General features: G+C 41.2%; 20 protein-coding genes. 15 read left to right on the forward strand and 5 right to left on the reverse strand.

Going from position 1 to position 22,326, the window contains the following annotated elements:
• The first annotated feature begins 443 nt into the window (after positions 1 to 443).
• The 3 genes from V7K44_RS16085 to bioF all read left to right on the forward strand — a co-directional run bounded on the left by V7K44_RS16085 (position 444) and on the right by bioF (position 3,074).
• Complete coding sequence (locus V7K44_RS16085) at positions 444 to 1,202, forward strand: sucrose-phosphate phosphatase (RefSeq protein ID WP_334932953.1); 759 nt, start codon at positions 444 to 446, stop codon at positions 1,200 to 1,202.
• Positions 1,202 to 1,834, forward strand: a complete 633-nt coding sequence (ruvA, locus tag V7K44_RS16090) for a Holliday junction branch migration protein RuvA (RefSeq protein WP_109007998.1) — start codon at positions 1,202 to 1,204, stop codon at positions 1,832 to 1,834. The genes V7K44_RS16085 and ruvA overlap by 1 nt, the downstream gene beginning before the upstream one ends.
• Positions 1,835 to 1,913: 79 nt before the next feature.
• Entirely contained in the window at positions 1,914 to 3,074 is a 1,161-nt protein-coding gene (gene bioF, locus V7K44_RS16095) for an 8-amino-7-oxononanoate synthase (protein ID WP_334932954.1), read from the forward strand.
• A 178-nt stretch (positions 3,075 to 3,252) separates the two neighbouring features.
• Here the strand turns inward: bioF and V7K44_RS16100 are convergent, their stop codons facing one another.
• The gene (locus tag V7K44_RS16100; protein WP_334932955.1) at positions 3,253 to 4,245 is read right to left on the reverse strand and encodes a hypothetical protein; all 993 of its coding nucleotides are present in this window, start codon (positions 4,243 to 4,245) and stop codon (positions 3,253 to 3,255) included.
• A gap of 629 nt (positions 4,246 to 4,874) precedes the next feature.
• On the opposite strand from V7K44_RS16100, the gene V7K44_RS16105 reads away from it, so the two are divergent.
• The 11 genes from V7K44_RS16105 to V7K44_RS16160 all read left to right on the forward strand — a co-directional run bounded on the left by V7K44_RS16105 (position 4,875) and on the right by V7K44_RS16160 (position 15,140).
• Positions 4,875 to 5,270, forward strand: a complete 396-nt coding sequence (locus tag V7K44_RS16105) for a hypothetical protein (RefSeq protein ID WP_334932956.1) — start codon at positions 4,875 to 4,877, stop codon at positions 5,268 to 5,270.
• A 118-nt stretch (positions 5,271 to 5,388) separates the two neighbouring features.
• Entirely contained in the window at positions 5,389 to 5,997 is a 609-nt protein-coding gene (locus V7K44_RS16110) for a thioredoxin family protein (RefSeq protein WP_334932957.1), read from the forward strand.
• A 5-nt stretch (positions 5,998 to 6,002) separates the two neighbouring features.
• A complete protein-coding gene (locus V7K44_RS16115) occupies positions 6,003 to 6,644 on the forward strand; it encodes a cytochrome c biogenesis CcdA family protein (protein WP_334932958.1) in 642 nt (213 codons plus the stop codon).
• Between the two features lie 184 nt (positions 6,645 to 6,828).
• Positions 6,829 to 7,425 carry a cytochrome b/b6 domain-containing protein gene (locus V7K44_RS16120; protein ID WP_334932959.1) on the forward strand — a complete coding sequence of 199 codons (597 nt, stop codon included), beginning with the start codon at positions 6,829 to 6,831 and terminating at the stop codon, positions 7,423 to 7,425.
• Positions 7,426 to 7,432: 7 nt separating this feature from the next.
• A complete protein-coding gene (locus tag V7K44_RS16125; protein ID WP_334932960.1) occupies positions 7,433 to 8,149 on the forward strand; it encodes a molybdopterin-dependent oxidoreductase in 717 nt (238 codons plus the stop codon).
• A gap of 637 nt (positions 8,150 to 8,786) precedes the next feature.
• Positions 8,787 to 9,914 (forward strand): SAM-dependent methyltransferase, encoded by a 1,128-nt coding sequence (locus V7K44_RS16135; RefSeq protein ID WP_334932961.1) that lies wholly within the window; start codon positions 8,787 to 8,789, stop codon positions 9,912 to 9,914.
• A gap of 131 nt (positions 9,915 to 10,045) precedes the next feature.
• Positions 10,046 to 10,819, forward strand: a complete 774-nt coding sequence (locus V7K44_RS16140) for a nucleoside phosphorylase (protein ID WP_334932962.1) — start codon at positions 10,046 to 10,048, stop codon at positions 10,817 to 10,819.
• Between the two features lie 325 nt (positions 10,820 to 11,144).
• Complete coding sequence (locus tag V7K44_RS16145) at positions 11,145 to 11,708, forward strand: retropepsin-like aspartic protease family protein (RefSeq protein ID WP_334932963.1); 564 nt, start codon at positions 11,145 to 11,147, stop codon at positions 11,706 to 11,708.
• Between the two features lie 126 nt (positions 11,709 to 11,834).
• Entirely contained in the window at positions 11,835 to 12,692 is an 858-nt protein-coding gene (locus V7K44_RS16150; protein WP_334932964.1) for a GH25 family lysozyme, read from the forward strand.
• Between the two features lie 433 nt (positions 12,693 to 13,125).
• Entirely contained in the window at positions 13,126 to 14,490 is a 1,365-nt protein-coding gene (gene miaB, locus V7K44_RS16155; protein ID WP_334932965.1) for a tRNA (N6-isopentenyl adenosine(37)-C2)-methylthiotransferase MiaB, read from the forward strand.
• A gap of 29 nt (positions 14,491 to 14,519) precedes the next feature.
• Positions 14,520 to 15,140: a hypothetical protein gene (locus V7K44_RS16160; protein WP_334932966.1), complete on the forward strand. Its 621-nt coding sequence runs from the start codon at positions 14,520 to 14,522 to the stop codon at positions 15,138 to 15,140.
• Positions 15,141 to 15,237: 97 nt separating this feature from the next.
• On the opposite strand, the gene V7K44_RS16165 is transcribed toward V7K44_RS16160, so the two are convergent.
• The 4 genes from V7K44_RS16165 to mnmG all read right to left on the reverse strand — a co-directional run bounded on the left by V7K44_RS16165 (position 15,238) and on the right by mnmG (position 20,848).
• On the reverse strand, positions 15,238 to 16,215 hold the full coding sequence (locus tag V7K44_RS16165; protein ID WP_334932967.1) for a bestrophin family protein: 978 nt from the start codon (positions 16,213 to 16,215) through the stop codon (positions 15,238 to 15,240).
• 899 nt (positions 16,216 to 17,114) lie between these two features.
• On the reverse strand, positions 17,115 to 18,464 hold the full coding sequence (locus V7K44_RS16170) for a hypothetical protein (RefSeq protein WP_334932968.1): 1,350 nt from the start codon (positions 18,462 to 18,464) through the stop codon (positions 17,115 to 17,117).
• 228 nt (positions 18,465 to 18,692) lie between these two features.
• Positions 18,693 to 18,878, reverse strand: coding sequence for a hypothetical protein (locus V7K44_RS16175; protein ID WP_334932969.1), 186 nt, complete (start codon positions 18,876 to 18,878; stop codon positions 18,693 to 18,695).
• Between the two features lie 47 nt (positions 18,879 to 18,925).
• On the reverse strand, positions 18,926 to 20,848 hold the full coding sequence (gene mnmG, locus V7K44_RS16180) for a tRNA uridine-5-carboxymethylaminomethyl(34) synthesis enzyme MnmG (RefSeq protein ID WP_334932971.1): 1,923 nt from the start codon (positions 20,846 to 20,848) through the stop codon (positions 18,926 to 18,928).
• A 383-nt stretch (positions 20,849 to 21,231) separates the two neighbouring features.
• Between mnmG and V7K44_RS16185 the strand changes: the two genes are divergently transcribed.
• Positions 21,232 to 22,101 carry a D-alanyl-D-alanine carboxypeptidase family protein gene (locus tag V7K44_RS16185; protein ID WP_334932970.1) on the forward strand — a complete coding sequence of 290 codons (870 nt, stop codon included), beginning with the start codon at positions 21,232 to 21,234 and terminating at the stop codon, positions 22,099 to 22,101.
• Positions 22,102 to 22,326: the final 225 nt, after the last annotated feature.

Raw genomic sequence — 22,326 nt, forward strand, 5'->3', positions numbered from 1 at the left:
AAGGGGGGAACCGGAATCAAAGTCCCCCTTTTTAAGGGGGATTTAGGGGGATCTGAAATGTTTTACTACCAACGAGAGGACTTTTCAAACATCCTCTAAGAGACGCTCCGCGAACGCTTCATTTCATTACGCTCGCAATGACAAAATATGTTTTTACACATTTGGGATGCTCCCATATAAAGAAGATGCAACCTAGAGAAAAACAATTTATTAACTTACAAAAATCTGAAGGCATTAAATAAAGCTTTAGCTCCCAATTTGTTTTAAATAATTTTTTGCTTACTAGCTACGTATGAAAATGCCTATAACCTTTTACTGACAATAATTCTAACTATCCTTAATCTCGAATTGAATGTTTGACATATTTTGTTTTTAGCAAAAAAATCTCTTGTAAAAGTCTCTTCGCGCGGTAGAATAACGAGATTTTGCAAGAGGTATTAATCATGAAACCATTTCTTTTTGTAACCGATTTAGATGACACCCTCGTATATCGCACCGTCGGCGATGACAGCGCTTTACCAGAACTGAATCAACTGCTGAAGAGACATCGCCAAGAATACGGGACTAAAATCGTTTACTCTACCGGGCGATCGCCTGTACTTTACAAAGAACTCCAAGCTCAAAAAAATCTTTTGCAACCGGATGCCCTCGTCCTGTCTGTGGGTACAGAAATTTACCTTGATGGTACTGATACTCCAGACTCAGGTTGGTCAGAAATCCTCTCTCCGGGATGGGAACGGGAAACTGTATTATCTATTACCCAAAAATACCGTGAGTTAGTTCGGCAACCAGATTCAGAACAGCGTCCCTTCAAAGTGAGTTGTTTTTTAGAACAAGAAGTATCTGCGAATGTTCTACCACAACTTGAAGCAGAGTTGCAGAAATGTAAATTAAATGTAAAGTTAATCTACAGTAGCGGAATAGACCTTGACATTGTACCTTATAGCAGCGATAAAGGTCAGGCAATGCAGTTTTTACGCCAGAAGTGGAAATTTGCAGCAGAACAAACAGTTGTCTGTGGTGATTCGGGTAATGATATTGCTTTATTTGCTGTAGGCAACGAACGGGGAATCATCGTCGGGAATGCCCGAAAAGAGTTACTCCAATGGCATAACGAGCATCCTGCTACGCACCGCTACCTAGCAAAAGGTTTTTGTGCAGGTGGGATTATTGAAGGCTTAAATTATTTTGGTCTCTTGTAATGATTAGTTATTTAAAAGGTATAGTCGCTGGTATCCAAACAATTGGCGCTAATCGCGTGATTCTGACTTTGGAAGTGAATGGTTTAGGGTATGATTTGCAAGTTCCCCAACGGCTAGCAAACCAGTTACCAGAGTCAGGAGGAGTGGCGCAAATTTTTACCCATTTGCAAATTCGGGAAGAAGTGCCCTTTCTCTATGGCTTTGCTTCCCCAGCCGAACGCGATTTATTTCGCCACTTGCTGACTGTCACAGGGATTGGTGCAGCTTTAGCGATCGCACTCCTGGATACTCTGGAACTACCAGATTTAGTCCAAGCAATTATCGCTGGCAATACACAAATCCTCATTCAAGCTCCAGGTGTGGGCAAAAAAATCGCTGAACGCATCTGTTTGGAACTAAAAAGTAAATTGGTCGAGTGGCGCAAATCAGCCGGGTTCTTCGTCGCCACAGGCGGGCCTGCACCAGGAATTCTCGAAGAGGTGCAAATGACCCTCTTCGCCTTGGGATATACTGCCCATGAGGTCAGTCACGCCCTGCACGTAGTCAGCGAAGACATTGGACTACCCAAAGATGCCTATGTCGAAGACTGGATTAAACAAGCGATCGCTCATCTCAGTAGCGAACAAGTTTAATTATCATTTGTCCTTTGTCATTTGTCATTTGTCATTTGTTATTCTCCCCCTGCCTCCCCTGCCCCCTGCCCCACTCCCAATGACTGACCCTTATGCCTGGCTAGAACAGTCCTTAGCAACAATTCATCGGGCGGACTGGTATCGTTCGGTACAACCTATCGATGGTCGTCCGGGTGCAACGGTGGTTTTAGCTGGACAAGAGGTAATTAATTTTGCCAGCAATGACTATTTGGGCTTGGCTGGGGATGAGCGGTTGATGGCAGCGGCAACGGCTGCGATCGCCCAATTTGGTACTGGTAGTACTGGTTCTAGATTACTCAGTGGGCATCGTGAATTACACAGGGAGTTAGAGGAGGCGATCGCATCTACCAAACAAACAGAAGATGCTTTGGTATTTAGTTCCGGGTATCTAGCCAATTTGGGTGCAATTACCGCCCTTGTGGGCAAGCGCGATTTAATATTCTCTGACCAGTACAATCATTCCAGTCTGAAAAATGGAGCGATTCTCAGCGGTGCAGCAGTGGTGGAATACCCACACTGTGATATGGCAGTATTAAAAACTCAGTTGAACCAGCAGCGGCAAAATTACCGACGCTGTTTGATTGTGACTGATACCGTCTTCAGCATGGATGGCGATTTATGTCCGTTGCCTGCACTATTGGATCTTGCTGATGAATTTAGCTGTATGCTGCTAGTCGATGAAGCTCATGCTACCGGCGTATTAGGAAAAACTGGCGCTGGGTGTGTCGAACATTTTGGGTGTACAGGAAAGCAATTAATTCAAGTTGGCACCTTGAGTAAAGCTTTAGGTAGTTTAGGCGGTTATGTGGCAGGAAGTAGCGCCTTAATTGACTTTTTGCGGAACCGCGCACCCAGTTGGATTTATACCACTGGGCTTTCACCTGCTGATACAGCCGCGGCCTTAGCAGCAATCAAGATTGTGCAACAAGAACCGCAACGCCGTGCCCAGTTGTGGGGGAATATATATTACTTGAAAACTTTGCTGCAACAGTTACCTAACCTGAAATTGCTGCCTTCTGAATCACCCATATTATGTTTTCAATTGCCTAATGCGACAGATGCCCTCCAAGCTGGAAAACAGCTAAGAGATGCTGGCATTTTTGCCCCAGCAATTCGTCCCCCCACAGTGCCCACAAGTCGAATCAGAATATCCGTGATGGCAACTCATGAAGTAGCACATATTGAAAAATTGCTAGCAGTACTAAAGGATGTTAGCTAGCGACAGTAGGGTATCTAGAGTTTTTCCGGGATATAAAACCAAAGAACGCAAAGGAAAGAGGTTTCTAGAGAGTTTCTGTACCAGTCCTGTGTCTTTTGGCAAAATTGGAATGCTTCCGCAGGAATTTTTGGATCGGTCATATCTGATGGAACGGGTTCCAAAGCCATTTACCCCTTATTTACTCTAAAAAATAAGTTCCTAACTCTTTTATTCTCTCTACCCAACCTTTCATCTCATCAGCCATTTTATACTTCCATTGAAGTTGAAGTACTTCTCTAGTATGAGAATCATCAAATATAACTTTGTCTTTGTTTTCAAAGACTGGCGCCATAAATTCTACCTGAGCAGTCTGGGCAAACATTTTTGACACCTGGCTAATACTAAAATTTTCAGGCGCAGCAAGGTAATGTCCTCCTTTTGAGCCAAATCGCGCTACGGCAATGTAGCAGTCTGCTAAATCTTCAACATGAATCCATGCCGTCATAAAATCTGGTGGAAATGGCTGATAGCCCTGGTGTGGTTTCCCAGTAATGAACTGCTGAATTGCAAAATCCCAGAAACTGCCACGAGTTGGTGCTGAACCATACACTGATGAAGGATACACAATGGAGGCGTTACCTCCATTGCTGATATATTCTTCTACTAGCCCATCTTTCAAGACATTTACACCCACTAGTAAGTCAATACATACTAAATATTCGGGCAGTGTATAACTTTTTGGCGGAGGTATTTCTGTTATTCGTCCTCCATTGGCGGTAATCAAAGAGAAATTCCCACTGGTTGTAATTACATGAATATCTGGCGAAACTGCACTAGCACCGTGTAAGGCGGCTTCTAATGCTATACGGTCTAGAGCGAATTGAGCTTCTTTGGTTGATTCTGGAGGCATGTGCCACGCTACATTAATTACCGTTGTAATATCATGCTTGCAAATTGCTTGTGCAACATCATTGCTGGAAATTTCTACCTCTTGAGAGCGGATTATTTCCTTGCAGAAAGGCTTTATACCCTCAATATCACTACTCGGACGCACAAGTGCTAATACGGCAAAATCTCGTGTCTGAGAAAACTTACGGCACAGCGCTCCGCCAATATACCCGCCTGCACCTATAATCAAGACATTTTTAACGGAAGAGCTTTTTTCGGATGAAAATTCTTTGTTGTCTGACATATTTGAAAGTTGTAGCTAATCAAGCTTTTTAATATTTCTAAAATAGCGGTTAAGAAAAATTAAATATCCGTAATCTACATTAATAAAGTAGAAACTGATATCAGTAGATGCGTGGGGATTTTTATGTGTGTAACTAACTTACAATCTTTAGGTTGACGATCGCAAGGCAGAGAAATGCGAAATATCGAGTTTTACCTTTGCTTTAACCGTTGAATTAGTCAAATATTTAATTTGCAGCATTCATGAGGTTTAGTTGGGAGAATACTTAAATTAGTCCGTGGCTTTCATTACCATAAATACCTGAGAAAATGCTGAGAATTAACTAAATTTTCTCAAGGGATAAATTTATGAAAATCATGGCTTCATTTCAGTTCGGCTTCAGTCCTAACAGAGATACTTTGGATGTTCGGGATAACTCAAACATTAGGAGTGTTAGAACCGAAGGCTTTATTTGATTGCAATGTAGATGCGATGTCTACGGCGGCAAGCTACGCAGTAGCAAGAATCTGATGGAGTCCTCAACAAGAAGGTATCTTCTTTATACCAATAGCCTTTATGAATCTGCTTGTAGCTTAGTTTCCTCTGATCAATCGATACAAAAAGAAATATCCAAAGGACGAAAGAAGAATATGAATTGGAAAACACTTTCTTTAATTGCTGGTTTGATTTTAACTACCAGTCTCACTGGTTGCTCTAGCAGCCCTGCAAGCAACAATCAAATTGCTCCTGAAGCCTCTCCTGCGATGAGCAAAAACAAAGCTGGTGATGCGATGAGCAAAGACAAAGCCGGTGATGCAATGGGCAAAGATGCAATGGGTAAAGACAAAGCCGGTGATGCAATGGGCAAAGATGCAATGGGTAAAGACAAAGCCGGTGGTGCAATGGGCAAAGATGCAATGGGTAAAGACAAAGCCGGTGATGCAATGGGCAAAGATGCGATGAGCAAAGACAAAGCCGGTGATGCAATGAGCAAAGATAAAGCTGGTAATGCGATGAAGCAATCGCCTGCTTCTACCAAGCCTTAGCCACAACTAGCTTTGCATCTCACTTTTCTTGTACTGGGTACTAGGGACTGGTTAACCAGGAAAATCCTAACTCCAATCCCTATACTTTGGTGCTTTGACCTCAACAAGAGAAATTCTGATGAATCACAATCTACTCCGCCGGCGTCAGTTACTTTTTTATCTTGGGTTAGGGGTTGTTGGAATGAGTGCAGCCACAACATTTTCCAACTTTAGAAAAGTGAATGCCCCTTTTATCTCTCCTGCAAATAGTAAGAATACACAAGACTCGGAAAATATTGTAGTGAAACCTCCGGTAGGCAAGAGTTTACCAGAGTTTCAAGGGATAAGTCAGTGGCTTAATTCTACACCTTTGTCAATAGCTGACCTCAAAGCCAATGTTGTTCTGATACAGTTTTGGACTTTTGCTTGTATTAACTGCCAGCGTACACTGCCTTACATTACTAGATGGCATCGACAGTATGAGTCGCAGGGACTCAAGGTGATTGGCATCCACACACCAGAGTTTGCTTTTGAGCGAGACGCAAACAACATAAAAAAGGCATTACAACAACACCAAATTACCTATCCGGTTCCAGTTGATAACGAATATAAAACTTGGAACGCTTACGAAAATCAATATTGGCCCCATCTATTTTTAGCTGACCGTCAGGGTTTGTTGCAATATGACCATATTGGTGAAGGTGCATACGAAAAAATAGAGCAAACTATGCGCCAGCTATTGGGGTAGAAGGAATGATGACGACTTCTACTTTATCAATCAGTCTGGCTTTATTGGGGGGAGTTTTGAATGTGCTTTCACCCTGTGTTTTACCGATTTTGCCTGTGTTATTGGGGCGATCGCTTCAATCCCATACCTATGGCCCAGTAGCACTGTTAGGGGGATTAATCACTGGTTTTGCAGTGGCAGGTAGTTTACTAGGTATAACAGCAAGCTGGTTTACAGGCTTGGTTAATTTATTGCGTAATGGAGCGATCGCACTCCTTTTATTTTTGGGATTATTGGCAATTTTCCCTACATGGAGTTACCGAATATTTAGTTATATTCCAATTGGGAAGTGGGCTAAAAAACCTGCACGAATGGGACTCATGGGAGAGTTTTGGCTAGGGACTCAGTTGGGGCTTTTGTGGACTCCCTGTGCTGGACCAGTTTTGGGCGGAATTTTAGTCCTAGCAGCAGTTAATCATCAAGTCATAGGTGCATTTTGGCTACTAGTGGCTTATGGAATCGGAGCCGGTTTGCCTCTCTTGGCGATCGCTTATAGTGGGCGAGTACTCAGCCAAAAAATTCTCAATATCCGCTCCCATAGTGCAGCGTTGCAACGGATTGGTGGCGTAGCGATCGTGACCACAGCAATTGCTATTCTTCTGGGTTAGGATATCCAGATACAACTTTGGCTGGCTCCGTTTTTCCCACTCAACCGATATAATTCGTAATTCGTAATTGAAGGACAGAGCAAATAATTTTAGTTATGGAAAATAAAAAATGCACGCCATCTTTATTTCATATAAAACAGATTTATCCATGCAGTTTTAACTACGAATTACGAATTATGTTGCTATGACCTCATCTAAACGTAAAGTTCGCTCAACACCAAGTCAGACTTTTTTATCAAAGACCTTTCACTGGATTAATATCATCAGTCTCATTTTGATGATCGCTAGTGGACTGCAAATCTATAATGCCAATCCGGTATTTGGAGGGCGTGCAGGTTGGCGTTTTCCTGATTTTCTGTTGCTAGGAGGTTGGCTAGGAGGTGCTAGACACTGGCATTTTGCTGCTATGTGGCTATTTTCGCTGAACTTACTTTGGTATGGACTTTATATATTTATAACTCGTCGTTGGCAGCGTCGCTTTGCCGATCGAGGTGACTTAAAAGCGTTACAAGTCAGCCAGAACCCCAAGCGCAAGAATTACGCATGGCATCGGTTAGTTTATACTGCTATCATTCCAGTGCTACTGCTGGCAATTTTGAGTGGTCTGGCGATGTATAAACCGGCTCAACTGTATTGGCTTTCCGGGCTGTTTGGTAGTTGGCAGACTCTACGCACTGTTCACTTTATCACTGTTCCTACTGTCATACTGTTTACAATTGCTCATTCCTTACTTGCCCTGAAGGTAGGAAGCATCCGTTTAGTGAAATCTATGTTTCTGTAGAGGTTTTATGAGTCTGATTCTTCCCAAACGTACCCTATCCCGTCGTCGGTTACTGCAAGTGTCTGGACTTTCAGGGGTAGGCTTTCTTCTTGGTGGCTGTGGGACAAATTTGTTCTCAGATAATCTGCGGCAAATATCTGAGCCACTAAACCAAAGTCTTGAAGCACTTCTATTAACTCAAAAACCTATACCTGAATTTCCTGTCAGTGCCATAGAAGCAGATAAATTGCTGGTTAATACCTTTGACTTCACCCCGCAAATCGATCCGACGCAGTTTCGCTTAATAATTGATGGTGAGGTTAATAATGCGATGCAATTGAGCATGGCAGATATTCAAAAACTGCCCTTGACTTCAATGGTGATTCGCCATGTTTGTGTTGAAGGCTGGGCTGCGATCGTTCAATGGGGAGGTGTGCGATTACGAGATTTAGTAGCGCTGGTACAGCCTAAGTCAAACGTCCGCTATGTCTACTTCAAATCTGCTGATGGGTATTATGAAAGCTGGGATCTTGCTTCTGTTGTACATCCCCAAACTCTCATGGCTTATCAAAAGAATGGACAACCCTTATCAGTTGATAATGGTGCGCCGATGCGCCTAGCATCCCCAATTAAACTGGGCTACAAACAAAGCAAATGGGTAACTCAAATCACCTTCGTAAGCAATTTGTTACCTACTAAAGGCTATTGGGAGGATCAAGGCTATGAGTGGTTTGCAGGGCTGTAAGGCAGGCAAAGAGCTAATCTAAATCTGGTTCAACGCCTAGCGATGTCTAACGACAAGCCACTTTGTGTCTACGCAATTGTGCAATCAACCGTTCAGCTCGTTGACTTTCTTGTTCTATAGAAGTCAATACACAGTCGGCTGTCCAATCATACCACCATAACCACGGCTGTTCTACATCTTGATAGCGTCCTTGTCAAACACCCAAGCCTGATTCTAGTTCTGGTATCCAGAAGCGTGACTCTGACAGTGCAATCTCAGCATAACGACCACCATCTAACTTAAATACCCTGGATAATAGTCTGAGTTCATTACCAGGGAAAATATGGTGTTCCCTATGGTGTTAAAAATTTAAATGCAATTTATCGAATATTTTTGCAACCCGAAGAGAAACACTATTAATTAAGGGAGCGTTATGTTTTTATTAAGCTTCATAAAAAAATATTAATTTTTAATACATAAATTGATTTTATAACTCTCAATTTGATTTCTCGTATTTTACCACTTTAAGTAGCATCAGGGAGTGATAAATCCTTGATGTTATGGGAGTTTTGAATTTCTCGCAGACCGAAATTGTAAAAGACGAGTATTTAGTTTTGTCATAAATTTAATATAACTAAAAATCTAAGGTAATGTATACATGAATTACAGCATTACAGACAAGATCCAAAGACATACTCTTTTAGTAGATGTGAATAACAAAAACCGAATTGCTTACCAAGCTAACCGCAAAGCGATCGCTACATTCAATGCAATCGTAATGGCAGGAGCAGAGGCTTATATCAATGGGCTAAAAATCCCCGATACTCTGCTTAAATCCCTTTTAAATCTCTCCATGCAAATCAGCTACAAATATTTTCCTTCTCTTTTAGTTCCCTATGAATGGCTGTTGCAAGAAAGCGATCGCCTTGCAGAAGGATCACACGAACTAATGAAGGTTCAATACAACCTACCCGAAGAAATGTTCAGTCTGATGTTAAAAGAGACAGAACTTTTATATCCCAAATACACAATGGCTTTATGGGAAAAAGGAGCATCTAACCTTGAGCAAGCTCAAATGCAGATGCTCGATGATTTGATCGCAAAAGCAGGGATCGAAGACGGAGACGAAATCTTAGATTTGGGATGCGGTTGGGGTTCTGCATCAAATTACATTCTTTCCCGGTTTCCCCATGTGAAAGTAACGGCTCTTAATTTGAGCCACGGGCAATGCGAATATATGCGGAAAAAAATGCGAGACCCTACCAGTTACCTCAGTTCAGATAGATTCACTCTATATGAAAAGGACTTTAATGATATTGATTTTGAGAATAAGTTTGATAAAATTATGGCGATTGGCCTGTTTGAACATATAGGGAATTTAACGAAATCATTTCAAAAACTGGCTTCTCTCCTCAAAGATGATGGCAAGGTGTTAATTCACATAATCACAACCAGATTACCTTATGATATAACCCATCCTTTTATCGACAAATATGTTTTTCCAAATATGCGGGTGTGGAGTTATGATGTCATCCCAAAGATTAATACAGACCTGAAAACTATTAATCAATGGTATTTAAATGGTGCTAACTACTCAAAGACTCTGATAAATTGGTTGATGAATTTTGACGAAAATCAAGCTAAAGTCAAAGATTTAAATTATGGCATGAACTATGGCAATTTCTGCCGGATGTGGAGACTTTATTTGCTCTTGTGCATTGTGTATTTTGACGGTTGTGATGGTGAAATTCTTGGTAACGGTCAATACTTGTTGGTTCATGCATGACAAGTTAATTGCATAAGTCCTAATAATTTAGCGATCGCCCAACCATATTGAGAGCAATTCTTGTTTCCTTAGTTGTAGGAGCCAGCAATAAGAAACGCTCCGATCTGCAATACGCGTGTGAGTAGCATTGAATGCCAAATAAACGCTTTTATCACATTGGCTTTGGGCAAGATGATTTAGGTTCATCACCTCCCAGCATTGCTCTATTATCTGGCGATCCAGAGCGATCGCGCCTAATTGCCCAAACTTATTTCCAAGATGTACGCGTGTTGTCAGAAAATCGCGGACTCAATAGCTATCTTGGATACTTACCGAATGGCCGCAGCATCTTATCAGCTACTAGTGGTATGGGTGCGCCTTCATTAAGTATTGTTGTCAATGAGTTGGTACAAGTAGGAATCCGGCAAATTATTCGCATTGGAACTTGTGGAGCAATTCAACCTTATATACCAGTTGGTAGTGTTGTTATTAGCAGTGCAGCATTATGTCGCCAAGGTGCAGCTAATGACATTGCGCCAGTGGAATATCCAGCCGCAGCCGATCCTTTTCTGACAGTCGCTTTAGTTAAAGCTGCACGAGAATTAAAGGTTGAACATTACATCGGAATTACGGCATCAGTTGATACTTTTTACGAAGGACAAGAACGCACTGATTCCGCGAATCCAAATTTAATGCGATCGCTGCATGGCATTACAGAAGAATATCGGCGCTTGAATATCTTGAATTACGAGATGGAATGCGGCACACTATTCAAAATGGCAGGAGTGTATAATTTTGCAGCAGCAGCTATTTGCGGTGTAGTTGCTTCGCGTACTGATAGCGAAAATATCATTCTAGAACAAAAAGATATCGCTGTGAAAAATGCGATCGCAGCTGCTGTAAATGCAGTAGCAAATTTTGAGTAAGCTAATAAATTTATCCTAATCCAACTTCTTAGGATGCCAGATTGAATCTGCTCTAAGTAGTTTCATCATGTCTTTACCTAATCTTTAATTTACCAATCAGTAATTCTATGTAAGATGTATTGAGTAAGATGCGATTTCATATTTTTGAGATACAGATTATAAAAAAATCAGCTAATTTAAAACTAAAAAAACCGTTGCAATACCTATTAAACACATATATTTAATTTTTCATCTCAAAAAGCTGTGCTTTGAATACCATGTTTTACAGCCGCAATCATGAGTTTAGCTATTAATAACAATCAAAAAAAATGGAGCGCAGTATAACATGAAGAATGCTTGGAGGCGTTGGATTACAACCGTTAATCTAGCTGCAATTGCACTAATGCCGACGCTGATATTTTTAGCATTCTCTCATCAGGCAACAGCAGACGATCCAGGAGCGTGTTACATGATAACTTCCTCTGGTAAAACCGTTGGATTGGGAAGAATTTGTGGCAATATCATAGCCGCACCTTCAGACAATAGAGTTTTTCGAGTCTCAATCAAACGCCGTTTTGGTGGAACTCCTGTGATTGATGTCACCTTCAACGACAAAAAAACTTTTGAAATGATTGTAGATACAGGTGCTAGTGGAACCATTATCACTCAAGATATGGCGAATACACTTAAACTACAGGCTACAGGTACAATGCAAGCCCAAATTGCTGATGGTAGTGAAGTAAAATTCTCAACCAGTAAGGTAAAATCTATTGCAGTAGGTGGAGTTACAGCCAATAATCTTCAAGTAGCGATCGCACCAAAAGCAAGCATCGGCTTACTAGGTCACGATTTCTTTGGCAACTATGATATTAAAATTCTGGAAACAGAAGTTGAATTTCATCACCGCTAAGTTGTAACACCATCCAAATATTTGCGATTAGTAAAAATTTAACTTGCTGCATAGAAAATTTCCGCAAACAGTCGATATGACATTGTAGTTAACCAAGTACTTTTACATACTAAGGACAGACAACCTATGTCAGTAGAAGGTATTGACGTTTCTGATTACAGCGAGAATATCGATTGGCAAAAAGTGAAAAGTCAGGGTATTCACTTTGCTTATGCCAAAGTGAACTACGGAACCTATAAGCAAGATACTCGGTTTGCTTCTTACTGGCCTGCCATTAAGAAAGCTGGTATTATTCGTGGGGCATATCTCTTCTTTCGTCCTTCTGAGGAGGTTGATCGACAGGTAAAAATGTTTGCTCAAGTTCTAGAGATAGAACCAGGCGATCTCCCCCCAGTCGTAGACATTGAACAAGACTATTACAATCATCAACAGAACGATCATTGGGATGACTTGAGTTCCACAGAAAAGCTTAACCGGATTACTAAGGTCTTAACTGCGGTGGAAGTCGCTACAGGTTACAAACCGATCATCTACACTGGGCCTAGCTTTTGGGACGATAAGATTAAAACCTCACGCTTTGCTGACTATGACTTGTGGATTGCACATTTTGATACAAACACTCCTACTATTCCAGGTGGGTGGAAATTTCACACTTTCCACCAATACAAAGGGGACCAGACTGGTTTTCCTGGTATACCGGGTGATGTAGATCGCAATAGATTCAACGGTACTTTGGATCGTCTCCAAGCTTTAACCGTTCCTACTGTTTCACTTCAGGAAGGTCGCATCGGTCCGAAGGTGAAGAAGTTGCAGCAGACTTTAAAAAAAGTTTCTCAAGACTCAAGTCATGCAGAATTCGATCCAGGATCGCCAGACGGTATTTTTGGCCCAGGTACCAAAAAGGCTGTCATAGCTTATCAGCAAGCCAACAGTCTCACAGCTAATGGTATTGTTGCCCCTGAAGACAAATTAGCGATCGCTTAAGATGAGTTTGGCTGTCAAAAAATCTTGATGGCTTGCACAAATGCGATTAATCATATACTTAAGTTATCTGAACCCAAAAAAGCATTTTTTATAACTAAGTACTACTGTTAAGTAACCGTAAATTAACTTGTGGAAGTGGTTTGTAGTAGCATTTCTACAAACCCTCCCTTCAAATCAATCTTGACAGTCTACTATTCGCGGTTCACATACCCTAATGATCAGCAAGAGATTTCTTTGGCAACTATGACATCAAGATTTTGGAGAAAGAGGTAGAATTTCATCACCGCTAATGTTTGCAACTTCTTTAGATTTTTACGATTGAAATATCAAAAGGAATGTGAACCAAGGTACTCAGCACTCCTGAAGCAGCTTAAGAGCGTTATAGAATAGAAAGAAACCTTACATACATTACGCTGATTCAGCAGAATTGCCCATGACCACTTCTAAACGCCAATACCACATTACTACTTTCGGTTGTCAGATGAATAAAGCTGACTCAGAGCGCATGGCTGGCGTTTTGGAAGACATGGGCTTTGAGTGGTGTGAAGATCCGAATAATGCAGATGTGATTCTCTACAATACCTGCACCATTCGGGATAATGCTGAACAAAAGGTATATTCCTATCTTGGCAGACAAGCAAAGCGTAAACATGAGCAGCCTGATTTAACCCTCATCGTTGCTGGTTGTGTTGCCCAGCAAGAAGGAGAAGCGCTGTTGCGGCGAGTGCCGGAATTAGATTTGGTAATGGGGCCACAACACGCCAACCGTCTGAAAGATTTGCTGGAGTCAGTATTTGAGGGCAACCAAGTTGTCGCAACCGAAGCAGTTCACATTATTGAAGATATCACCCAGCCGCGACGAGATAGTACAGTGACCGCTTGGGTGAATGTGATTTACGGCTGTAACGAACGCTGTACCTATTGCGTGGTTCCTAATGTGCGCGGTGTCGAACAATCTCGCACACCGTCAGCTATCCGGGCTGAAATGGAAGAATTAGGACGGCAAGGTTACAAAGAAATTACTCTACTCGGTCAAAATATTGATGCTTACGGCAGAGATTTACCTGGAGTGACAGCAGAAGGTAGGCATCTGAATAACTTTACAGATTTGCTTTATTACGTCCATGATGTGCCGGTGATTGAAAGATTAAGATTTGCTACTAGCCATCCTCGTTATTTTACCGAGAGATTAATTCAGGCTTGTGCTGAATTGCCCAAGGTGTGCGAACACTTCCACATTCCCTTCCAATCTGGGGATAACGAACTTTTAAAGGCGATGGCGCGGGGTTATACCCATGAAAAATATCGCCGGATTATCGATACCATTCGGCGGTATATGCCAGATGCCTCCATTAGTGCCGATGTAATTGTTGGTTTTCCTGGAGAGACAGAAGCACAGTTTGAAAATACCCTGAAACTGGTGGAAGATATTGGCTTTGATATGTTGAATACAGCAGCATATTCGCCGCGTCCAGGGACACCAGCCGCTTTGTGGGACAATCAACTGAGTGAAGAAATTAAAAGCGATCGCTTGCAACGGCTCAATCATCTGGGAAACTTGAAAGTAGCAGAGCGATCGCAACGTTACTTTGGACGCATTGAAGAAGTTTTAGTAGAAGACCAAAATCCTAAAGATCCAACCCAGGTGATGGGACGCACTGGTGGTAATCGTTTGACCTTTTTTAGCGGTGACATCAAAGAACTCAAAGGGCAGTTGGTGAAGGTAAAAATTACCGAAGTTCGACCTTTTAGTTTGACGGGCGAACCAGTTGAAGTGAGGCAAACTGTTTTGCAGTAAGAAGCATTTGAACATTATACCCCTGACTTATGATGAAGTTACCGCAAACGATTCCAGTTCTTCTTTTTGGGGCTAGCTTGGCTGTAATTTCCCCCCAAGTTTGTGCTGCTTTCACTGTTCAAGAAATAGCTATTCTTGCTCAAGCATCAAGCGATTTGCCAATGGTCAAATCGGCTGGACTGTCCCCCGATATGGATGTGCCTTGGTCGAAAGCCGTAAAAATTGTTGACCCCTTTGAAGGAGAGTTTGTTGGAGTTTTCGACCGCAATTCTTTAGGTGGCTATTTGTATCGTGGGGGTTCAACGCAAGTTATTAGTTTGTGGACACCTTCGAGCATTCGAGTACTTGTAACAGTAAATTCGGGTCAAGCAAGGTCTTCTTTCTACACCGCAGGTCGTGTGTATCCTAGACCTGACTATCTTAGATTTGTCACGACTAAAAAAGTCGATAAGCTTTTACTCAAGGTCAGAGAAAAAGTTTTTCAATTAGACGGTTCAACCGGCACGTTTGCTGTCAGTAAAGAATTAGCCACAGCTTTGAAAAATGCTCCAGATGAGAATTTAGATATCAGATTAATCTTAGAAGGAGGTCAAAGTGTTGATAGCGAAATTGGCAAAGTGACAGTGAAAGCTTGGCGAATTATTTATTAAGCGATTGAATTTTTATAGCCAAGTATTTTCTATGTTTAATAAAGAAAAAACCTCTCACTTCTCATCAAAAATTGACTGGTAAAACTTATTTATAGATTTAATAAGAACGAACATTGTTAGAAGTAAGCCTGATTAATTCTTCAACATTGTTGGAGATTGTATTGCAAATAGTATTTAAAGGTAAGTCATTAGGATCAAACCCAAAAGGTTCTTCGATTTCTGAGCCAATTTGTTCAATGCTTAATAATGTAAAACTTACAAAAGCCATTACTATACCAGTCCACCAATTTAAAAAGCTCACAATTTCCAAAGGTAATATAAGACAAAAAATTAATAACAGTTGTCTGAGTTTAATAGTATATATCAAAGGCAGCGGTGTTTTTAAAATGCGTTCGCAACCACCTAAAATATCGACTAAATCATCTACACAATTATGCAGAGTAGTTAATTGATAGACATTTAGACAATTTCGGTCATGCTGATACTGCAAATAATCTCCTATCCAATAAGCAATTTGTAGTGGAGGATGATCGCTATCTTGGAGTTGTAAATATTGTTTTTCAGACATTAATGATGCCAACTGAGTGTCTAAAGGCACCGATCTTAGATGTAACTTCATTGCAACTGCAAAAGCAGTTACTAACCGAAGCATTGCTTCCTTTTCTAATTTATCTTGTGGTGTCTTCTCTTTAACTATTATCGCAATTCCACGAGTTAAATTACGCGATGTATTAACTAAAGCTCCCCATAGTTGACGACCTTCCCAAAATCTATCATGGGCTGTATTCGTCCGAAATACTAATAGTAATGTAAAGCCAATATTAAAGCTTAAAACAGCATTGGTAAGAATATTGCTGGAATCTGAAAATGCGATTGGTAATCCTAAATGAGCTAAAAATGATATGAAAGTACCATATATAGTACAAAAAATTACCCAAGGAAGAATAATAGAGATAATTGACCTTTCAAGCCTAAGAGTTACTTGAAGCCAGTTCAGCTTTTCGCCTTTGTAAAGATGATACTTGTCTCTTAAAGAGTTTTTAGAATTATTTTGAAAATAGTTAGGTTGTTTCATATTGGTAAGATTTAAGGATTACATCAATTAGCAAACTAACTTTTTTAGCTAAATATATCTTGCTTAAGCAAGATATATGCAAAATCTAGGTTTCCAAATAATCACTATAGTGTAACTATCATAAACACAAATTATAGTTGTAACATTGAAATTTATTTCTGTGAACCATCTTTAGGTAGGGAAATTCAATACTGTCTTCCCATTCTTCACCACAAACCGGATTTTCTGCTTATATTGATTAAACTTTGTGGTCTTTCACTGATTTATGAGATAGTTAGACCAAATTTCCAGCTATTTACAGTAAATATTTATTTTTTCTTACCGACAGAGCGATGCCTAAACATTTGGGTTAATAACAGTGTAGCGAATGCGTAACTCTTAAGCTATAAAAAGAGATAAACCCAATGAAATTTGATATTAAGCCAGGGAGTTACCCAATTTTAGATGTCCCTTTTGAGAAAAACCATTATTGGGTGAAGGGTTATGCAAATACTTTTTAAAAGGACAAAACTATATCATTACTAGATGATTTAGTTGAAACTTATTTTAATAAAGATTTAGCAACAGTATTTACACAAGTTGGCATTGAAAGTATCAACGTTACCGAAATCAATTGGCAGATTCTCAAAAAACTAATCATTGCTCAATAGTTACTAGAGTCTGTTGGAGGTAAAAGCGATCTTGCTATCAATAAAGCTGATAATATTAAAACTATTAAGGCGCGATCGCATTAGCTAGGCTACATATCAGCAGGCAATCCTAGCAATGCAGACAGAGACAGAAAACTATTTGACGCGATCAAATTATTTCAATCAATTATCGCTGGTCGCAGTACTATTAATGGTGGGAGATGAGTTTAATCTTTAAACTCTCCTCAACCAGGCAGTGGGTTAAAAAATTTATAGTTTCTGTCCTGCATAAATCGATCGCACTTCGCCATTACGTCGGACGACTGCTTCGCCATTACTGACATCTACTAGTGTCCAACCGCTTGAGCCGATACTTTCACCCATATTGATGCGGCGAGTCACGCCATCAATTTTAAACAAAGCGGCAGATTTGTTACCCAACTCTAGCAATCCTTCTAAGGTATTACTCGGAGCAACTGCGATCGCAGTTGCCGGATATACTTGTTCCTGGGTAATAGTTGGTTCTGACTCTGGTGCGAGTGCAGCACGCAATGGAACTACTGGTAATGCAGGCAGAGGCTTGGGTGTTTGGCGCACGCTAATGGGTGCAGTTTTTGCTGCCACCGGTTTGAGTTCGGCTCGTACAGCCGCAGCTAACATATTGACAGTTACAGGCTTGGCAGCTTGTCGAACTGTATTCAGGGCAGTTTTCACAACATTAGGTTGAGATATCCGTAACGCACTGGCAACTTGTGGTAAAAGTGTAGGAGTCCCCGGAATGGCTGGAAGGGCGTAGCGCATTGGTGACGGCGCTTGATAAACGGGGACGTAGATGCGCTCAACAACGCTTCCAGAACGATTGGGGGCTGGTGGTGTATTATTAGCTAGAAGTGGAAGTGCTGGTAGATTACCAGTTGCTTGTTCGCGACCAAGGGCTATTTGGTTAGTATTTGCCTGAGTGGAGAATCCTGGATTGAAATATTTTTGATTGCTTTTTGCTCCTTGCTTGTCTATAACAGCCAGGGATTGGAGCATATAGTCAACTAACTCTGCCTCTATTTCTGTTTTTACGGGCAACCGTGACTGCGATTGCGGCAATAGAAGCGCTGACTCAGGCAATTTGTTATTTAAAAGATATACAACTCCAGACTGCACCAAGTAGATTGTACTAGCGATCGCCACCCCTAAAGTTGTTCCGACAATCAGCAGTTTGCCCAAAAGCAGACTATTTTTCTGACGCTTTCTACTAATTGGTTTAATGGTGGCGGTGTCAAATACAACAGTACTCAATTGCTTGTGGTTATCTTGAGCAACTGACTGTACTCCTTGGTTCAAAGTAATCTGTGGTATCGTAACTGTTTGCCCTGGCACGTACCCTGGAGGCGATTGGCGTTGAGCTTGGGCGGAAACTCCAGCAACAGAGTGGCTCGATCTATTCTGACTACTGTGCCTAACAGTTTGAGAAGGCAGATTACCACTAGCATCCAGAATATAGTCGAGATCGGCAAAGAGTTCATCCATTAGACCATCAGCATAGTTTTCTATCGACCAAGGCTCGTTGGTGATTAAGTCTTCTGATGGTTCTGGTACTATGAGACGGGTGCTGGCTTCTTGTAACATAGACGTTCTGGGTTGTTGCTTGGACGAGGAAACGCCACCCCTACTGCCTGGAAATTAGGATTATCAGAGGAGGCAGCAGGTAGAGGGCAGTTCTTACTGAAGTAGAGAAGTATGAATAAAAACTTTAGTCCTGGGTGATTACCCTGTTGAAAAAGAAGAATTGTATTGAGAATGTATCGGGCAAGATACAAACAGAGGAGCCGCTCCGCCTCCGGTCTTGCCCCAATCCTATGCAGTTGTGCGTGGGTTACTCCTGCGTGGTTGTTGAGCGTAGTCGAAACACTGCCTCCTGAATAATGAAACATCCAATCCCCCATCTGAATTGAGATAAGTTGATTGAGTATTGGTATTAAACTCAACTTGCATCTGGGGATTGTTGATGATGCCACTACTAATCTTTATGTCATCTATCATACCAATCTCTCTCCCTACTACTATACTCAGTCTTTATCAAGCTTGTGTTAAGCTAACGCTGTAAACTCTGACTGGCTCTTGCTTCTACGCAATTCTAGATATAATAATAAGGCGTTAATATCCGCTGGGTTTACACCACCTATACGTGCAGCTTGACCAAGGGTAAGTGGTTTTATGTGAGTCAGCTTTTCCCGTGCCTCTTTAGAAAGAGTATCAATTGTTGTGTAGTCTAAATCCCCAGGTAACTGGCGGTGCGCTTGGCGGGCAATTTGGTCAATTTGATTTTGTTGCCTAGCGAGATAGCCAGAATACTTGATGTCAATTTCTGCGCCTTCTTTCTCGGCCCGGTTGAGGTTGGGGTTTCCCAGTCCGAACCTGTCGAGGTCAACGTAATGTAATCCTGGACGCCGTAACAAGTCATTGAGGGTAATCGAACCTTTAATTGCTTGTTGGGTATCAGATGCGATCGCTATTCCAATTTCATCATGTTCTTTAACTCGTGTAGCTTGCAATCTTTGTTTTTCTGTGGTAATATTACGCTGTTTTTGAGTAAACATATCCCAGCGGCGATCGTCAATTAAACCAATCTCCCTTCCCAAGGGTGTCAGACGTTGGTCGGCATTGTCAGAACGCAATAGCAATCGGTACTCTGACCTACTTGTAAGCATCCGGTAAGGTTCCCGCAAGTCTTTTGTACACAAGTCATCAACTAGCGTCCCAATGTAACTTTGCTCGCGGGCAAACACAATCATTTCTTGAGAGCAAACAAATCGAGCGGCGTTAATTCCCGCCACCAGCCCTTGAGCAGCAGCTTCTTCATAACCTGTGGTGCCGTTAATCTGCCCAGCACAAAACAGCCCCGCAATCTTCTTAGTCATTAGTGTGGGGTAACACTGAGTTGCTGGTAAATAGTCATATTCCACTGCATAAGCGGGACGCAGCATCACACATTTTTCCAAACCGGGGAGAGTCCGCAACATTTGCAACTGCAAATTTTCTGGCAACCCTGTAGAAAACCCTTGAATATAAAGTTCGGGTATATCCCTTCCTTCCGGTTCAATAAAGATTTGGTGGCTTTCCTTGTCGGCAAAGCGGACAATCTTATCTTCAATACTGGGACAATAGCGCGGCCCTTTAGCTTCCACCCAACCGCCATAAACTGGCGACAGGTGCAAATTTTCTTGAATCAGGCGATGGGTTTCGGTGGTTGTGCGGGTGATGTAGCAAGGCATCTGTTCCCGTTCTACCCAAACATCTGGGTCAAAGCTAAACCAGCGCACATCTTCATCTCCTGGCTGGATGAGCATTTTACTATAATCTACCGATCGCTTGTCTACCCGTGCTGGAGTTCCAGTTTTAAGTCTGCCGGTTTCAAATCCCAGGCGATTTAGGGTTTGTGTCAATCCTTCTGCTGCAAATTCTCCAGCACGTCCAGCTGGCATTGATTTGTTACCAACCCAAATTTTGCCGCCCAGGAACGTGCCGGTTGTCAAGATGACTGCTTTACATTGGAACCCTACACCAAAATAAGTTTCAACACCGATGACTTCACCGTTAGCACCCAGCACCAAATCTGTTGCCATACTTTCACGGATTGTCAAGTTATCTTGGTTCTCAACAATATTTTTCATCACCGCTGCATATTCGCGCTTGTCCGTCTGGGCGCGTAATGCCCAAACAGCAGGCCCCCGTGAAGAGTTGAGGATACGTTTTTGCAAGTAGGTGCGGTCTGCTACTTTACCAATTTCCCCACCAAGTGCGTCTACCTCATGAGTCAACTGAGATTTAGCTGGGCCACCTACTGCTGGGTTACAAGGTTGCCAAGCGATTTTATCCAAGTTGAGCGTCAATAACAGGGTTCGACAACCGAGGCGTGCAGAGGCGAGAGCCGCTTCGCAACCGGAGTGACCTGCACCGACGACTATGACATCAAAAGCGTCTTGGAATTCAACGGAATTGTGCATGGTCATACTTACAGGATCGGCAAGCTTAGAGTTCTTTTCAATTTTAACTGTTCCAGTGGTTTCATGGATGTAACTTTCTGATAAAAAAGTTATCAAACTTACTAGTACTCAATTAAAGGCAAGGTTTCATTTTTTAACTTTAGTAGGAAGGGAAAAATATGATTTTTTAAAATTTGTGACAACATTCCGGTTTGGCGCTCGCAGTTATTGTTCATATCGTTAGCCAAGATAAATTTATTTATAACTCGTATGTATTAGATATTTTCTCTAACTTGGATGAAACTATAGTTCAATGCCGATACCTTATCTGTGATTTTAATTTAGCAATAATAGATATTTTCTCAAAGCTGCTTAGTTTTATTCTTAAATCACCAAACAATTATTTATAAATGAAACTCACCCTCAGAAATCAAAAAAATATTACTAGGTTTATTAGAAAGACAAGTTTCATCAGTATTGTTATATTGATGATTTTTGTATTAGTAGCTAGCAATGAGATTACCCACCACAAAGTTGCTATAACTGCTCAACCATTACAAGAATGTTTGAGTAATAATTCATTACCTTGTATAGATACCTCTAAAACAACATCAGAACCATTTATTCCCGATCCCAAATTAAATGCTCAACAGCGTTTTTTATCTGCGATCGCTAGAAAATTACCCACAATTCCCCAGCCTGGGACTTATGAATATACTTTGCTGCGAAGCTATGGTGCAGTATTCGTAAATCCAGATATTGGGATTAAACTGCCGCAAAAAAATATCTTTGCTAATGAACAAGAAACCCAAGAGTTTCAAGCTACTTTAACAATGGGTCATGTTGATGGCACTAACGATTGTTATTTACAAAAATCTGCGGCTGATGCTTTAAACAAAGCGCGAATCCAGCAACAAATTCCGCTAAAGTCTGGTTATGGCTCTGGTGATTGTACTCGTACTTTCAACACGAATTTAAGATTTTGGAATAAATATACTAACAATCAAGTCTTAGCAAAAGTTCAACAGGGTAAAGAAACAAAAATTCTCGGTTTAGTTGCACCTCCCGGAACTTCACAACATATATGGGGATTAGCAATTGATTTACGCGTAGGCAATAAAGAGCAAAGAAAAGCTCTTAATCAAAATGGTTGGTTTCAAACTGTAGAAAATGATGTTCCACATTGGACTTATGTAGGTTTATCTCAAGAGAATTTACCTCTCTTTGGTTTTAAGAAACAAGCTATTCGAGGTATTACTTATTGGATTACACCGCTTTGATTGTTCAATAGGATGAAAACTTAGGAATAGTAACCTAAAACGTTTTATATAAATTCCAAGTATTTTGGATTTCTAAGACTATATTTAGTTCAAAAAAGTACGGAAAAGAATCAGCTTAAACATTATGCTCAGAGCTGATTCGTAAAGAAAATCTAAAGAGAATAGAGCCTCGTTTTACTCAGGCTATAGGCTAAATCAATAACATTTATGTTGTTGTCATGAGCC

Source organism: Nostoc sp., assembly GCF_036917235.1.
Taxonomy (GTDB): domain Bacteria; phylum Cyanobacteriota; class Cyanobacteriia; order Cyanobacteriales; family Nostocaceae; genus Nostoc.